Annotated in this window: 10 protein-coding genes; 6 read left to right on the top strand and 4 right to left on the bottom strand. The window is 71.7% G+C overall.

Annotated features, from left to right (window positions below):
* Window positions 1–38 precede the first annotated feature (38 nt).
* A complete protein-coding gene (locus tag Q0818_RS09280; RefSeq protein WP_298873800.1) occupies window positions 39–1334 on the top strand; it encodes a chloride channel protein in 1296 nt (431 codons plus the stop codon).
* Between the two features lie 124 nt (window positions 1335–1458).
* Here Q0818_RS09280 and aceB read toward each other — a convergent pair whose 3' ends face one another.
* Both aceB and aceA read right to left on the bottom strand, forming a co-directional pair.
* Window positions 1459–3072 carry a malate synthase A gene (gene aceB, locus Q0818_RS09275; RefSeq protein ID WP_298874245.1) on the bottom strand — a complete coding sequence of 538 codons (1614 nt, stop codon included), beginning with the start codon at window positions 3070–3072 and terminating at the stop codon, window positions 1459–1461.
* A gap of 407 nt (window positions 3073–3479) precedes the next feature.
* Window positions 3480–4796 carry an isocitrate lyase gene (gene aceA / locus Q0818_RS09270; protein WP_298873798.1) on the bottom strand — a complete coding sequence of 439 codons (1317 nt, stop codon included), beginning with the start codon at window positions 4794–4796 and terminating at the stop codon, window positions 3480–3482.
* Window positions 4797–4924: 128 nt separating this feature from the next.
* Between aceA and Q0818_RS09265 the strand changes: the two genes are divergently transcribed.
* Window positions 4925–6403 (top strand): helix-turn-helix transcriptional regulator, encoded by a 1479-nt coding sequence (locus Q0818_RS09265; protein ID WP_298874243.1) that lies wholly within the window; start codon window positions 4925–4927, stop codon window positions 6401–6403.
* A gap of 379 nt (window positions 6404–6782) precedes the next feature.
* Here Q0818_RS09265 and Q0818_RS09260 read toward each other — a convergent pair whose 3' ends face one another.
* A complete protein-coding gene (locus tag Q0818_RS09260) occupies window positions 6783–7610 on the bottom strand; it encodes an endonuclease domain-containing protein (RefSeq protein ID WP_298873796.1) in 828 nt (275 codons plus the stop codon).
* 267 nt (window positions 7611–7877) lie between these two features.
* On the bottom strand, window positions 7878–9410 hold the full coding sequence (locus Q0818_RS09255; protein WP_298873794.1) for a PucR family transcriptional regulator: 1533 nt from the start codon (window positions 9408–9410) through the stop codon (window positions 7878–7880).
* Window positions 9411–9502: 92 nt separating this feature from the next.
* Between Q0818_RS09255 and gabT the strand changes: the two genes are divergently transcribed.
* From gabT to Q0818_RS09235, 4 genes are all read left to right on the top strand, one after another.
* Window positions 9503–10852 (top strand): 4-aminobutyrate--2-oxoglutarate transaminase, encoded by a 1350-nt coding sequence (gene gabT, locus Q0818_RS09250; RefSeq protein WP_298873792.1) that lies wholly within the window; start codon window positions 9503–9505, stop codon window positions 10850–10852.
* 88 nt (window positions 10853–10940) lie between these two features.
* Window positions 10941–12401, top strand: coding sequence for an NAD(P)/FAD-dependent oxidoreductase (locus tag Q0818_RS09245; protein ID WP_298873790.1), 1461 nt, complete (start codon window positions 10941–10943; stop codon window positions 12399–12401).
* Window positions 12398–13279 carry a universal stress protein gene (locus Q0818_RS09240; protein WP_298873788.1) on the top strand — a complete coding sequence of 294 codons (882 nt, stop codon included), beginning with the start codon at window positions 12398–12400 and terminating at the stop codon, window positions 13277–13279. Before Q0818_RS09245 ends, Q0818_RS09240 begins: the two co-directional genes overlap by 4 nt.
* Window positions 13276–14835 carry an APC family permease gene (locus Q0818_RS09235; RefSeq protein WP_298873786.1) on the top strand — a complete coding sequence of 520 codons (1560 nt, stop codon included), beginning with the start codon at window positions 13276–13278 and terminating at the stop codon, window positions 14833–14835. The genes Q0818_RS09240 and Q0818_RS09235 overlap by 4 nt, the downstream gene beginning before the upstream one ends.
* Window positions 14836–14847: the final 12 nt, after the last annotated feature.

Raw genomic sequence — 14847 nt, 5'->3', positions numbered from 1 at the left:
GGTCGGAACACGAAACATGGGTCGATTAGCGTGGCGGGGTGACCGCTCAGACCGCCACGCCCCTCCGCTCCCGTCGACGCGGATTCGCCTCCCTCACCCGGCTGGGGATCGCGACCCTCGTCGTGGGCGTGACCACGGGGCTCGCCGTGCTGCTGCTCGTGTGGATCGTGCACAGCCTCGAGCACCTGGTGTGGGGCCATGAAGAGGGTCCGTTCCTCGACGGCCTCGCGTACCCGTCGGTGTGGTGGCTCCCGATCGTCACGGTCGGCGGCGCGGGCGTCGTCGCGGCGCTCGGCTGGTACCTGCTCCGCCGCTTCGGGCGAAAGCTCGCCACGGTCGAGCAGGGCGTCGACGGAGCCCGGATGCCGTGGTGGGAGACGCTCGCCGACACCGTCATCCAGGTGGGGTCGGTGGCGATGGGCGCCTCGATCGGCAAGGAGGTGGCCCCACGGGAGCTGTCGGCGATGGCGGGCTCGAAGGTCGTGCGGTGGTTGGGCCTCGACGCACGATGGTGCCGCATCCTCATCGCCTCGGCCGCGGGGGCGGGCCTTGCCGCCGTGTACAACGTGCCCCTCGCCGGGGCCCTGTTCGCGGTGGAGATCCTGCTCGCGCAGTTCAGCGTGGGCGCGGCGGTGGTGGCGCTGACCGTCAGCACCATCGCCACGCTCGTCGCGCGTCCGCTCGTGGGGGACGGGTCGCTCTACTCGGTCGGCTCGGTCGAGGTGAACGCGTCGCTCATCGTCGCCGCGATCCTCATCGGCCCGCTCATGGGATGGGGAGCGACGAGCTTCGCCACGGTGACGAAGAAGCTCGCGCGTTTCCGTCCCGAGGGGTGGAAGCTCCTGGTCGTCCTGCCGCTGACGTTCACGGCCGTCGGGGCGGTCGGGGCGGCCTTCCCGCTGATCCTCGGCAACGGCCGCGCCCTGGCGACCGCCGGTTTCGACCTCTCGCAGCCCGCGCTGCTGCTCATCGCGCTCGCCGTGCTGAAGTACGTCGCGACCGCCCTGTCGCTGGGGTCGGGGGCCATCGGCGGCACCCTGCAGCCCTCGGTCGCCATCGGCGCGGCCCTCGGCGCCGCCGCGGCGGCGGGGTGGGCGTTCGTCTGGCCCGGAGCAGACGGCACGGCGCTGGCGATCGTCGCGGCGGCTGCGTTCCTGGCATCCAACATGAGGGCTCCGTTCACCGCGATCGCCCTCGTCATCGAGTTCACGAACACCGGGTTCGACCTGCTGCTGCCGATCTTCCTCGCCGTCGCGGGATCGCTCGCCGCGTCCAAGCTCACGTCGCGCGAGAGCCTGCGCCCGTTCGCGCCGATCGACCCGGCGCGGCCCTGACGGGTGCGGCCCTGACGGGTGTTGGCCTTGACGGACGTTCGGCTCGGGGCGCCTCGCCGAGCGCGGGGCCCGGCCGGCACGGGTGAGGGGCCGAGGCTCGTGGCCCCGGCCCCTCGGCATCCGGTCAGTCCAGGTGCTTCGCGTACGCCGGCAGGGTGAGGAAGGCCGGGAACTCCTCGCGCAGTGCCACCTCGCGGAACACCGCGGCGGCGTCGTCGAACCGGTCGCCGGCCGCGCGGGGCGCATCGGCCATCACGTCCCGCACCATCGACTCGACGTACTCGCGGGTGATCGGGGTGCCCTCGGCGGTGCGGTGGTCCTGGTGGATCCACTGCCAGATCTGCGAGCGCGAGATCTCGGCGGTCGCGGCGTCTTCCATGAGGTCGTCGATGGCGACGGCGCCCAGGCCCCGCAGCCACGCCTCGATGTAGCGGATCGCCACCGACACGTTGCCGCGCACGCCCGCGGCGGTCACGGGGCGTCCGATGCGCACGTCGAGCAGGTCGGCCGGCTCGACCGACACCTCCTCGCGTGTCCGCCCGAGCTGGTTCGGTTCGTCGCCGAGCACCGCGTCGAACTCGGCGCGCGCCACGGGGATGAGGTCGGGGTGGGCCACCCAGGTGCCGTCGAACCCGTCGCCGGCCTCGCGACGCTTGTCGGCGGCGACCTTCTCGAACGCCGCCTCGGTCACCTCGGGGCGCCGGCGGTTCGGAATGAAGGCGCTCATGCCGCCGATCGCGTAGGCGCCGCGCTTGTGGCACGTCTGCACGAGCAGCTCGGTGTAGGCCCGCATGAAGGGGACCGTCATCGTCACCTCGCTGCGGTCGGGGAGGACGAAGCGGGCCCCCCGGCCGCGGTAGGTCTTGATGATCGAGAAGATGTAGTCCCAGCGTCCGGCGTTCAGGCCCGCGCAGTGGTCGCGGAGGGCGAAGAGGATCTCCTCCATCTCGAACGCGGCCGGCAGCGTCTCGATCAGCACCGTGGCGCGGATCGTGCCGTGCGCGAGCCCCAGACGCTCCTCGGTGAACGAGAACACGTCGTCCCACAGGCGGGCTTCCTCGGCCGACTCGATCTTGGGGAGGTAGAAGTACGGTCCTCGGCCCGCCGCGATCAGGGCGTGCGCGTTGTGGAACACGTACAGGCCGTAGTCGACGAGCGACCCGGATGCCGGCAGCTCCCGACCCGAGCGATCGATGAAGCTCACGTGCTTCTCGGGCAGGTGCCAGCCGCGCGGGCGCATCACGATCGTCGGGGTGCGCTCGGCGGTGACCTCGTAGCGCTTGCCCTCGGGGCTCGTGAACGACAGCTGGCCGCGGATCGCGTCGAACAGCGACAGCTGCCCGCCGATCACGTTGCGCCAGGTGGGGGAGGTGGCATCCTCCTGGTCGGCCAGCCACACCCGCGCTCCGGAGTTGAGCGCGTTGATCGTCATCTTCGGGTCGGTGGGGCCGGTGATCTCGACGCGGCGGTCCTCCAGCCCGGGGCCGGCGCCGGCCACGCGCCACGACGGATCCTCGCGGATGTGCGCGGTGTCGGCTCGGAAGTGCGGGTCGTCGCCCGTGCCGATCTCGAAGCGGCGACGCAGCCGCGCGGCGAGCCGGTCGTGCCGGCGGCGGGCGAAGCGGTCGTGCAGGTCCGTCAGGAACGCGATCGCGGCGGGGGTGAGGATCTCGGCATCCCGGCCCTCGAGGGGGCGTTCGAGACGCAGGTGGGGGGTGGATGCCGGAGCGCTCGGCATCCGGGATCCCTCGGCCGTGCGGTCCGTCGGGGTGCTCGGCGCGAGGCGTCCGTCGCTGCGGGTACCGGTGGGCGGGGGAGAGGTGATGAGGGTCATGGTCCTGGCTTTCTGTCTGTATCGCGCTCCGCCCCTCTCCCGCAGACCATGTCCCGAAAATGGCTACTCGGGGGCGGCCCGAGTGGCCATATGTGGGACATGGTCCGCGATAAGTGGGACGAGGTGGCGGTGCGCAGCGGAGAGGGGCGCGGCGGGGTGGAGCGCAGCGGAGAGGGGCGCGGCGGGGTGGGCCGCGTGCAGACCGTGTCCCGAAGATGGCTCCTCGGGGGCGGCCCGAGTGGCCATGTGTGGGACGAGGTCCGCCATAAGTGGGACGAGGTTCGAGGGAAGGGGCGAGGGCGTCGCCCGGATCAGTGGAACTGGGCGGTCTCGGTCGAGCCGGCCAGGGCGAGGGTCGCGCTGTCGGGGTTGAGCGCGGTGGAGACGACGTCGAAGTAGCCGGTGCCCGCTTCGCGCTGGTGGCGCGTGGCGGTGTAGCCGTCGGCTTCGGCGGCGAACTCGGCCTCCTGCAGCTCGACGTACGCGCTCATGGCGCGCTCGGCGTAACCGCGGGCGAGGTCGAACATCGAGTGGTTGACGGCGTGGAATCCGGCCAGGGTGATGAACTGGAAGGCGTAGCCGAGGGCGGCCAGGTCGGCCTGGAACGTGGCGATCTGCTCATCGTCGAGGTGGCGCTTCCAGTTGAAGCTCGGCGAGCAGTTGTAGGCGAGCTTCTTGCCCGGGTAGCGGGCGTGGATCGCCTCGGCGAAGGCGCGGGCGAGTTCGATGTCGGGCTCGCCGGTCTCCACCCACAGCAGGTCGGCGTAGGGGGCGAAGGCCAGGCCGCGCGCGATGACCGAGTCGAGCCCCGGTCGCACGCGGTAGAAGCCCTCGGTCGTGCGCTCGCCGGTGAGGAACTCGGCATCCCTCGGGTCGACGTCGCTGGTGAGCAGGTCGGCGGCCAGCGCATCGGTGCGGGCGATGATCACCGTCGACACCCCCGCGACGTCGGCGGCGAGGCGCGCGGCGTTGAGGGTGCGGATGTGCTGCTGGATCGGAACGAGCACCTTGCCGCCGAGGTGGCCGCACTTCTTCTCGCTCGCGAGCTGGTCCTCCCAGTGGATGCCGGCGGCCCCGGCCGCGATCAGCGACTGCGCCAGCTCGTAGGCGTTGAGCGGTCCGCCGAAGCCGGCCTCGGCATCCGCGACGATCGGGGCGAGCCAGTCCTGCGTGATCTCACCCTCGGCGCGCTCGATCTGGTCCTGACGCAGGAGGGCGTTGTTGATGCGGCGGACGACCGCGGGCACGCTGTTGGCGGGGTAGAGGCTCTGGTCGGGGTAGGTCTGGCCCGCGAGGTTGCCGTCGGCGGCGACCTGCCAGCCGCTGAGGTAGATGGCCTTCAGCCCCGCGCGTACCTGCTGCACGGCCTGACCCCCGGTGTAGGCGCCGAGGGCCCGGATGTACTCCTCGGTGTGGAGGAGGTTCCAGAGGTTCTCGGCCCCGCGGCGGGCGAGGGTGGACTCCTCCCGGACGCTGCCGCGCAGGCGGACGACGTCCTCGGCCGAGTACGTGCGCTCGATGCCGTCCCACCGCGGATCGTTCTCCCACGCGGCGCGGATCTCATCGGCGGTCTCGGTCTGGTCGCCGGGGCGCAGGGGCTGCTGGGCGGGGGTGGCCTGGATCGTCATGTCGTCCTCCTTCGGGTGGCGGGGCGGCGGTGCCCCGTGACGACCACTGTGAGCGAAGAAACGCGTACGGAACCGGTGTTCATGCGGTGAAGATCGCGCGATCTTCTGTTTTCGTGAGAACCTCGCATATGGACACCGGCGTCACCGCTTCCTCGGCATCCCTCCCGCTCGACGATGGGGAGGTGGACACCCTCACCATCGGCCGCCGCATCCGGCAGCTGCGCACCGCGCGGGGCATGACGCTCGACGACCTCGCCGCCGCGGTCGGGCGCGCCCCCAGCCAGATGTCGATGATCGAGAACGGCCGCCGCGAGGCGAAGCTCACGCAGCTGCAGGCGATCGCCCGCGCGCTGGCGTGCCGACTCGATCAGCTGCTGGATGCCGAGCCCCTCGACGCCCGCGCCACCCTGGAGCTCTCGGTCGAGCGGGCGATGCGCGGTCAGACCTTCCAGGCGCTCGGCATCGCTCCCTTCCGCGTGGGGCGGTCGGTGCCCGACGAAGCACTCACAGCCATGCTCGCGCTGCAGGCCGAGATCGAACGCCTCCGCGAGGAGCGCTCCGCCACGCCCGAAGAGGCCCGGCGCGCCAATGTCGCCCTGCGCCGCCTGATGCGCACGCAGGACAACCACTTCCCGGAGCTCGAGCGCGTGGCATCCGGAATTCTCGAGGCGATCGAGCACCCCGGCGGGCCCCTGACGCAGCGCGGGGCGAGCGACATCGCGGCGCACCTCGGCTTCACCCTGCACTACGTGCCGGACCTGCCGTCGTCGACGCGGAGCATCGCGGATGCCAGGAACGGCCGCCTCTACCTCTCGACCACCGTCGCGAAGGGCGATCCCCGCGCCGCGGTGCTGCAGGCATTGTCGAGCCGCATCCTCGGCCACGGGGAGCCGACCAGCTACGACGAATTCCTGCGCCAGCGCGTCGAGACGAACTACCTCACCGGGGCCCTGCTCATGCCCGAGGCGCACGTCGTCCCGACGCTTCGCGAGGCGAAGGAGCGGCGCACGCTCAGCATCGAAGACCTGCGCGACGCGTATTCGGTGTCGTACGAGACGGCCGCGCACCGTTTCACGAACCTCGCGACAGTGCACCTCGGCATCCCCGTGCACTTCCTGAAGGTGCACGAGTCGGGGACGATCACGAAGGCGTACGAGAACGACGACGTGAACTTCCCGACCGATCGCCTGGGCTCGATCGAGGGCCAGATGTGCTGCCGGCGGTGGACGAGCCGCGTCGTCTTCGACGAGCACGACCGGTTCAACCCGTACTACCAGTACACCGACACCGGCAACGGCACCTACTGGTGCACCGCCCGCGTTGAGCAGTCCAGCGAGGGCGCGCACTCGGTGAGCGTGGGCGTGCGCTTCGACGACACGCGCTGGTTCCGCGGCCGAGACACCCCGAACCGCGGCGTCTCGCGGCACGCCGTCGAGACGTGCTGCCGTCGGCCGCCGGCCTCGCTCGAGAACGCGTGGCGCGGACAGGCATGGCCGAACGTGCGCACGCCGCGGACGCTGCTCGCGACGCTGCCGACGGGGTCGTTCCCGGGGGTCGACACGACCGAGCTGTACGAGTTCCTGGAGGCGCACGCCCCGTTGGAGTGACCGGCGTCGCGGACGTGCGGACCCGTGTCGTCGTGGGGTGTGCGGCTGTGCACAACGGCGGGCCTTCGCCCGGACACGCCGGGGGTGGATGCCGTGCGGCGGCGTGTCGGGGAGATTCCCCGCCGTTGTGCTGCGTCGGGCTCCCAAGGTCGGGGTGCCCGCTGTCGGCGGGCCGTATGCACAGCGGCGGGCCTTCGCCCGGACACGCCGGGGGTGGATGCCGTGCGGCGGCGTGTCGGGGGATCTCCCGCCGCTTCGCCCGGCCGCCCCGCATCGAGTTCGGTCGGTGCGTTTCTCACCGTCGAGCTCGGCCTCCCGTGGGTCTCGTCGCCCGGAGGCCCGTCAAGGAGAACCGCCCGGTGGCGTGTCGGCGCTCGGCTCAGCGAGAGCGGTGCAGTCCGCGATCGACGTAGGCGAGGATGGCCAGCTCGACCGTCGGCCAGTCGTGCACGATGAGCGCGTAGTCGAACCGGAGGGTGACGTAGCCCCACGCGGCCGCGTGCGCGTCGCGGCGCAGGTCGCGGTGTCGCTGGCTCGCGCCGTCGTGGAAGGGCGCTCCATCGGCCTCGATGATGAGGCAGTCGCCGATGAGGAGGTCGACGCGCCCGACCGAGATCACACGCACCTGCGTACGGACGTCGAGCTGGTGGTTGCGCAGTCGCCATCGCACGAGGGACTCGAGGCCGCTGTCGGCATCCGACCGTGCGAATGCCAGCGCCTCACGCCCGAGGTCGTTCACGTTCTCGTGAAGCCACGTGCGGTCGGCGGCGGTGAGAAGGAGCTGACGCAACGACGACTCGAGCGCCACGAAGAACTCCTCCACACCGCGGCACCGCAGGATCTGGCGGAGCACGACCGCGATCGCAGGAGGGGCGAAACCGCGGGCGGTCGACACGTCATCCCAATGCGGTCGACAAGCGCAGGGGTCGTGCGCGCGCACGTGTCCCGCGCCGTGCATCCATACATGGACGTCGTCGGTGGCTTCCAGCACCCACAGCCCGAGGTGTCGTGCCGCCGTCACGCAGGCGAGCGCGCCGCCGTGCCGAGCCGCTGCGACGACGGGCGGACAGGCTCCCGCCTCGGCATACACGCCGCGACGGAGGTGCAACAGTGCGCCGGACGACACCGCAGCCGCGATGGCGCGTCGGGAGAGCCCGTCCGAACGCAGCTCGGCATACCTCCGGATCGGGGTCTGTCGCGTGCACATCCCTCGACGATGCCGCCTCCGACCGCCGCGCACCGGGGCTCGACCACCGGTCGTGGAGAACTCGGCCCTGGGGAGGACAGGTCCGAAACCCCTCGCCCCGTGCACATCGGCGGGGCGTTCAGTCGACACGCCGCGCGACGTCGCAGGGTGGCCGGCGTGTCGGAGATTCCCCCGCCGTTGTGCACGCCGCATCACGTGCCGCCGCCGCCCCGCCCACCGCATCCCGCCCCGCCCACCGCATCCCGCCCCGCGGGCGCCGCGCCCCGTCTACCCCGCGAGCCGCAGCGCCGTCCACAGCTCCGCGCGGGCGGCGAACGACGACAGGTCGCGCCCCAACACGCGCTGCGCGAGGGCGACACGCGCCCGGACGGTATGGCGATGGATGCCGAGCGCTGCCGCCGTCGCCTCGTGCGAGCAGTCGTGCGCGAGCCACGCGTCGAGGGTGTCGACCAACGACGAGCCCTCCCTCTCGTCATGCTGACGCAGCGGAGCCAGCGCGCCGGCGGCGACCGTCCGCGCCGCCTCCGAATCCAGTGCCGGCAGGAGCCCGGCCCGTGCGGTGTCGGAGAAGTCGGCCAGGCCGACATCGTCCGAACGGTCGCGCGCGGTCCGGGCCTGGGTCAGCGCGCGGGAGAACGCGTCGTATCCCGTCGGGGCCGAGCACCCCACGACCATTTCGAAGCGTTCGGCGATCGCCTCCAGCGGCGACCGCGCCGACGCGGGCACCACCAGCACGACCCCGTCGTCGCCGCGACCGAAGAACAGCTCGCCGCGCTGCTCGTGCGCGCGGGTCTCGAGCCACTCGGTCAGCGCGGTCGACCGGAGAGCCGAGGGCGGCGTCAGTGCCACCACGACCGGAGCCGTCGGCAGCGGGCCGAACAGATCGCGTGTCGAGCGGCGGGCGAGGGTGGGGTCGCCGGTCGTCAGGGACTGCACGAGACCCGCGCGGAAGGTGCCGATCGCCCGACCCAGGCCGTCCTGCTGCTCCAGCGCGAGGGCCGCCATGGCGACGACGGCGGTCACGACGCTCCGGGCTTCGTGGTCGAGATCGGAGGCTTCGATGGCCAGCGCGCCGCGCAGGTGCCCGCCGCGTCCCAACGTCTGCACGCTCACGGCGCGACCGCCGGCGTCGAGCGATCCCGCGGCGCGCGTGCCGCGGCGGAGCATGGTCGTGACCTCCGCGGCGAGGGCGTCGGCGGCGGCTGCGGGCAGGGCGCCCGCGGGGAAGGCGGTGCGCAGCGCCCCCGCCGCGTCGTACAGCCCCACCCAGCAGTCGAGCTGTCGCGAGAGCTCGGCGAGCGTGGCCGAGAGACCGTCGGGGCGCAGCGCGGCGAGCGACACCGCGCGTTGAGCGGCGAGCGACCAGCTGCGACGCGCGTACGCGTCGGCGGCGATCGCCTCGGCACCCGCCCGCGCCACGGCGATGAAGGGCGTGCGGTACGGCACCTCGAACAGCGGCATCCCGGCCCGCCGGCACGCATCGACGAGGGGAGCGGGGATGCCGTCGCGCACGACCTCCGTGCCGAAGCCCAGGCCCTGCACGCCGCGCGCGATCAGACGGCCGACGTAGGCGTCGTAGTCGGCGGCGGTGGCCTCGCCGAACTGGGTGCCGGTGGTCAGCAGCACGAGACCCTCGCTGAGGAAGGGCGTCGGATCGGCGAGGTCGCTCGAGTGCACCCATCGCACGGGGCGATCCAGGATGCCGGGAGCCAGGTCGTCGTCGGCCACCAGCCGCAGGTGCAGGTCGCGGCGGGACAGGAGCGCGCGCAGGCTGGGCGGGGCGGGGGTGGTGTCGGCCATGACAGCTCCTGTACGACTCGTATACGACGGCGCCTGCGACTGTACAGGCAGGAGAGTGCGGCTCGCGGCGCGGCGTCCGTAGCATCACCGCCATGAGCCTCGACACCCTTCCCCTCGTCGGCGGTCCGTCCCTCGCCCAGGAGCGCCGCATCGTCACCGCCATCCCCGGCCCGCGTTCGCAGGAGCTGCTGGAGCGAAAGGCCGCCGCCGTGGCATCCGGTGTCGGTCACACCGTCCCGATCCAGGCGGTCGCCGCCGGAGGGGGAGTGGTCGTCGACGCCGACGGCAACTCGCTCATCGACCTCGGCTCGGGCATCGCCGTGACCAGCGTCGGCAACGCCCACCCCGCGGTCGTGAAGGCCGTGCAGGAGCAGGTCGCCGCCTTCACCCACACCTGCTTCATGATCTCGCCGTACGACTCCTACGTGTCGGTGGCCGAGGCCCTCAACCGCCTCACCCCGGGCGATCACGCCAAGAAGAGCGCGCTGTTCAACTCGGGCGCCGAGGCGGTCGAGAACGCCGTCAAGATCGCGCGCAAGTACACCAAGCGCCAGGCGGTCGTCGCGTTCGACCACGGCTACCACGGCCGTACCAACCTGACCATGGCGCTCACGGCGAAGAACATGCCGTACAAGAGCGGATTCGGCCCGTTCGCGGCCGAGGTCTACCGCGCTCCGCTGTCGTACCCCTTCCGCGACGGTCTGACCGGTCCCGAGGCCGCGGCCAAGGCGATCGCGGTCATCGAGAAGCAGGTCGGCGCCGAGAACCTCGCCGCCGTCATCATCGAGCCCATCCAGGGCGAGGGCGGCTTCATCGTCCCCGCCGACGGCTTCCTCAACGCGATCGTCGACTGGTGCCGTGACAACGGTGTGGTCTTCATCGCGGATGAGGTGCAGTCGGGCTTCGCCCGCACCGGCGCGATGTTCGCCAGCGAGCACTTCGGCATCGTCCCCGACCTCGTCACCACCGCCAAGGGCATCGCGGGCGGCCTCCCGCTCGCGGCCGTCACCGGCCGTGCCGAGATCATGGATGCCACCCACACGGGCGGTCTGGGCGGCACCTACGGCGGGAACCCGATCGCGTGCGCCGCGGCTCTGGCATCCATCGACGCCTTCGAGAACGAGGGGTTCGTGGAGCGCGCCCGCGAGATCGGCGACGTGCTGAAGGGGCGCCTGCACGCCCTGCAGCAGAGCGATCCGCGCATCGGCGACGTCCGCGGACACGGGGCGATGATCGCCGCCGAGTTCGTCGACCCGACCACGGGAGCGCCCGACGCCGCTCTCACCTCCGCGGTGGCCAAGGCCGCCATCGCCGAGGGCGTGATCGTGCTCACGTGCGGCACGTACGGCAACGTCATCCGATTCCTCCCGCCGCTGTCGATCGGCGACGACCTGCTGAACGAGGGCCTCGACGTCGTCGCGGCCGCTCTCGCCCGCAGCTGACACGCGTCCCGGCGGCGGCGTCGACCCGAACTCCGCCGCCGTCGGGGCCACCCACGAAGACGTGAACGACACAACGAAGGAAGTGCCCATGGACGACATCACCCGTGACGTGGTCGTGATCGGGGCCGGCGCCGCCGGTCTCACCGCGGCCAACGACCTGCGCAAGGCCGGCCTGTCGGTCGCCGTCCTGGAGGCCCGCGATCGCGTGGGCGGACGCCTGTGGACCGACGTCGTCGACGGCGCGATGCTCGAGCTCGGCGGTCAGTGGGTCTCTCCCGACCAGACCGCGCTCATCGACACCGTCGCAGACCTCGGCCTGTCCACCTACAGCCGCTACCGCGAGGGCGACAGCGTGTACGTCGGCCCCGACGGCGAGGCCAAGCGCTTCACGGGGGAGATGTTCCCCGTCGCGCCCGAGACCGAGAAGGTCATCGACGAGATCACCGCGCGCCTGGATGCCATGGTCGCCGAGATCGACCCCGACAAGCCGTGGGAGCACCCGAAAGCCGCCGAGTGGGACAAGATCTCGTGGGACGCCTGGCTGCGTCAGCAGACCGACGACGACGAGGCCGTGCGCAACCTCGCGTTCGCGACGGGCTCGGCGATGCTCACCAAGCCCACGCACACGTTCTCGCTCCTGCAGTCGCTGCTCATGGCGGCATCCGCGGGCTCGTACTCCCACCTCGTCGACGCCGACTTCATCCTCGACAAGCGCGTCACGGGGGGACTCCAGCAGGTGCCCGAGCTGCTCGCCGAGCGTCTGGGCGATGACGTCCTGCTGAATCAGCCGGTGCGCCGCATCGTCTGGGGCGACGCCTCCGCCGCCCCCGAGCGCGTCGCGAACGCGGCGACGGGTCAGCGGGTCGACGACCTGCGCGCCCTGACCGCTCGCGTCGAGGCGGCGACCGCCTCCTCCACGGGCGTCACCGTGATCGCCGACGGCGTGACCGTGCGCGCGCGCTTCGCGATCCTCGCCCTCGCCCCCGTGCTCTACTCGCGCATCTCGTTCGAGCCGCCGATGCCGCGCCTGCAGCACCAGATGCACCAGCACATCTCGATGGGCTTCGTGATCAAGGTGCACGCCGTCTACGAGACGCCGTTCTGGCGCGACAAGGGCCTGTCGGGCACCGTCTTCAGCCCCTACGAGCTGTGCCACGAGGCGTACGACAACACCAACCACGGCGACGAGCGCGGCACCCTGGTGGGTTTCGTGTCCGACCAGAACGCCGACGACCTGTTCCGCCTCAACGCCGCGGAGCGCAAGGAGCGCATCCTCGAGTCGCTCTCGCACTACTACGGTCCCGAGGCGAAGAACCCGGTCGTCTACTACGAGAGCGACTGGGGCACCGAGGAGTGGACCCGCGGGGCGTACGCCGCGAGCTTCGACCTGGGCGGGCTCCACCGCTACGGCGCCGATCAGCGTCAGCCCGTCGGGCCGATCCACCTCGCGTGCAGCGACATGGCCGGCGCCGGGTACCAGCACGTCGACGGCGCGATCCGTCAGGGCCACCGCGCCGCCGACGAGATCCTCGAACGGACGCGCGGGTGACCGGCGACCGCGTCGTCGTCGGGTACACCGCGACCGACGCCGGCGCGGATGCGCTCGCCCTCGGCGCGCGTCTCGGGGCGGCGCTCGGCGCTCCCGTGCACGCGGTGGTCGTGCTGCCCTCGCCCGAGAACAACGTCTCGATCCCCTCCGCCGCGAGCTACGACCGCCTCGTCGCCGACACCGCCCGCGGCTGGCTCCGCGACGCCCTCGCGCAACTCGGCGACCCGTCCGGCATCCGGGGTCACGTCCGCTACGCGCAGGCCGTGTCCGATGGGCTCGTCGCGGCGGCGGAGGAGTTCGACGCCGGCGTGATCGTCGTGGGGACCGGCGCCGGTGGGCCCCGCGGTCGTCACCGCCTGGGCACCACCGCCGAGGAGCTCGTCCACTCCGCGCCCGTCCCGGTCGCGCTGGCGCCCGAGGGGGCGCGGAAGATCGATCCGGCCGCGGGGCTGCCGCGCATCACCGCCGCCATCGGCACCCGACCGGGGGCCCAGGCGCTGCTCGACACCGCGATCGGCGTCGCGCGGCGCTCCCACGCGCCGCTGCGGCTGCTCTCCCTCGCGGGCGTCGACCTCCCGGACCGTGTTGACGCGGGCCTGACGCGACTGACCGGGCAGACCCACGCCGCGGGCGTCCTCGACACCGTGCGCGCCTCGCTTCCCGACGAGATCGCGGCCGAGGCCGTCGTCGGCACCGGCGACGACATCGAAGACGCCGTCTCGCGCCTCGAGTGGCAGCCGGGCGAGATCGCCCTCGTCGGCTCCAGCCGCCTCGCCCAGCCGCGGCGTCTGTTCCTCGGCTCCACCGCGGGCCGCATCCTGCGCGCCCTGCCCGTCCCCATGATCGTGGTGCCCCGCACCTCGGAGGCCTCCTCATGACCAGCCCTCGCAACGACGCGAGCCCCGCACCCGACGCCGCCGTCACCACCGGCATCTCGAACAAGGGCCTGCGCGTCGGCTCGATCGGCATGATCGGCGCCGTCGTCATCGGCATCTCGACCATCGCCCCGGCGTACACGCTCACCGGCGCCCTCGGCCCCACCGTCTCGGCGGTGGGCTTCCAGGTGCCGGCGATCATCCTCGTCGGCTTCATCCCGATGCTCCTGGTGGCGCTCGGCTACCGCGAGCTGAACTCCCGGATGCCGGATGCCGGCACCTCGTTCACCTGGGCGGCTCGCGCCTTCGGGCCCTGGGTCGGCTGGATGGCCGGGTGGGGGCTGGTGGCGGCGACCGTCATCGTGCTGTCGAACCTCGCCGGCATCGCGGTGGACTTCCTGTTCCTGCTCATCGCCCAGATCTCCGGCAACCCGGACATCGCCGAGATCACGCGGATCGTGCCCGTCAACGTCGCCGTCTGCCTGCTCTTCATGCTGCTGGCCACGATCGTGTCGTACCGCGACCTGCAGACCACGCAGCGTCTGCAGTACGGCCTGGTCGGGTTCCAGATCCTCGTGCTGCTCGTGTTCGCGGGCGCGGCCGTGATCGAGATGATGAACGGCAACGCCTTCGACGCGAGTCCCGTCCAGGCGTCGTGGTTCAACCCGTTCGAGGTCGACTCCTTCAGCGCGTTCGCCGCCGGACTCTCGCTGTCGATCTTCATCTTCTGGGGGTGGGACGTCATCCTCACGATGAACGAGGAGACGAAGGACCCCGACAAGACGCCCGGGCGCGCGGCCACCGTCACCGTGTTCCTGATCGTCGCCCTGTACCTGTTCATCGCCGTCGCGCTGCTGATGTTCGCCGGCAACGGCACGGGGGAGCTGGGGCTCGGCAACGAAGACATCCAGGAGAACGTGTTCTTCCACCTCTCCGGCCCGATCCTCGGGCCCCTGGCGTTCCTCGTCTCGCTCGCCGTGCTGACCAGTTCCGCGTCGTCGCTGCAGGCCACGTTCGTCGGTCCCGCGCGCACGCTGCTCGCGATGGCCCACTACGACGCCCTGCCCCGGAAATTCGCGAAGGTCAGCCCGCGCTTCTTCACCCCGGGGTACGCCACGATCGTGTCGGCGATCGTCGCATCGGCCTTCTACGCGATCATGCGCGTGCTGAGCGAGAACGTGCTGACCGACACCATCACGGCGCTCGGGGCGATGATCTGCTTCTACTACGGCCTGACCGCGTTCGCCTGCGTCTGGTACTTCCGCAAGCAGTGGTTCGACTCGGTGCGCAACGTCTTCCTCACCCTCCTCGCGCCGCTCGTGGGTGGCGTCATCCTGGCCGTGCTGTTCGTGACGACCCTCATCGACAGCGCGAACCCCGATTACGGATCCGGTTCGCAGATCGGGGGAGTGGGTCTGGTGTTCGTCATCACGGTCGTGATCATCGTCGTCGGCATCGTGCTGATGATCGCGCAGCGCATCGCGAGCCCCGCCTTCTTCCGCGGTGAGACCCTGGGACGGGAAGCGCCCGCCAGCGCCCGCCGCCGCCGCACGGTCTGACCGCACCAGCTG

This window comes from uncultured Microbacterium sp. (assembly GCF_947489255.1).
GTDB classification, from domain to species: Bacteria; Actinomycetota; Actinomycetes; order Actinomycetales; family Microbacteriaceae; genus Microbacterium; species Microbacterium phycohabitans.
The sequence above is the reverse complement of the archived record's forward strand: the minus strand, read 5'-3'. Positions and strand labels throughout refer to the sequence as shown.

Coding starts and splice junctions, on each gene's coding strand:
- Q0818_RS09235 (WP_298873786.1), top strand. CDS start 13,276: ATGACCAGCCCTCGCAACGACGCGAGCCCCGCACCCGACGCCGCCGTC.
- Q0818_RS09260 (WP_298873796.1), bottom strand. CDS start 7,610: ATGTGCACGCGACAGACCCCGATCCGGAGGTATGCCGAGCTGCGTTCG.
- Q0818_RS09245 (WP_298873790.1), top strand. CDS start 10,941: ATGGACGACATCACCCGTGACGTGGTCGTGATCGGGGCCGGCGCCGCC.
- Q0818_RS09255 (WP_298873794.1), bottom strand. CDS start 9,410: ATGGCCGACACCACCCCCGCCCCGCCCAGCCTGCGCGCGCTCCTGTCC.
- Q0818_RS09265 (WP_298874243.1), top strand. CDS start 4,925: ATGGACACCGGCGTCACCGCTTCCTCGGCATCCCTCCCGCTCGACGAT.
- aceA (WP_298873798.1), bottom strand. CDS start 4,796: ATGACGATCCAGGCCACCCCCGCCCAGCAGCCCCTGCGCCCCGGCGAC.
- gabT (WP_298873792.1), top strand. CDS start 9,503: ATGAGCCTCGACACCCTTCCCCTCGTCGGCGGTCCGTCCCTCGCCCAG.
- aceB (WP_298874245.1), bottom strand. CDS start 3,072: ATGCCGAGCGCTCCGGCATCCACCCCCCACCTGCGTCTCGAACGCCCC.